This is a genomic window from Vibrio scophthalmi LMG 19158 (assembly GCF_000222585.1).
Lineage (GTDB): Bacteria > Pseudomonadota > Gammaproteobacteria > Enterobacterales > Vibrionaceae > Vibrio > Vibrio scophthalmi.
In genome coordinates, this window is record NZ_AFWE01000167.1 from 1 (window position 1) to 548 (window position 548).

1 protein-coding gene is annotated in these 548 nt (G+C 48.2%); it reads right to left on the reverse strand.

Annotated elements, in window-relative coordinates:
• Positions 1-548, reverse strand: a 548-nt coding sequence (gene istA, locus RH88_RS12935; protein WP_005596665.1) for an IS21 family transposase, incomplete at both ends; no start/stop codon positions are given.

The following is a 548-nucleotide window of genomic DNA, read 5'->3' on the forward strand; positions in this document are numbered from 1 at the left end:
ATTCGTTGTTCCATGTATTCTTTGGTGCGCTACGGTTTCTAGCCATGCGCCAATACGACCGTTAGCCACATCAACGGTTAAATCGAGGCCGTGCTGTTTGAGTGTCGCCGCCAGTGGTGTGATAAAACTGCTTTTGAGGTAGGAGTTAAAGCGTTCTACTTTCCCTTTTGTTTTCGCTCGATAGGGGCGACAAGCTTTTGGCTTAAAGCCGTATTTTTTTGCGGCAGCAAGTAACTGCGGGTTCCAGCGATGTTCTCCATCACCATAAGCATCGCGTTCGATCATGATGGCTTTTGCGTTATCGAATAGTACCTCTTTGGGTACGCCTGCGAAGAATTCAAATGCTTGTTCAAGCCCCTGAATCCAGTCTTCTTGACGCTCTCGCTCAGAGAACTTAACAAAGGTGGCGCGGCTATAACCTAATGTCGCTACGAACGCTTTTATGCGTTTCCCGTGGCGTGAGATGGTGGTGAAGTCGACCTGCATCTGCTGTCCAGGTTCCGTTTCGAAACGAACCACAGGATCATAATTAGGTGCTGGTTTGTATT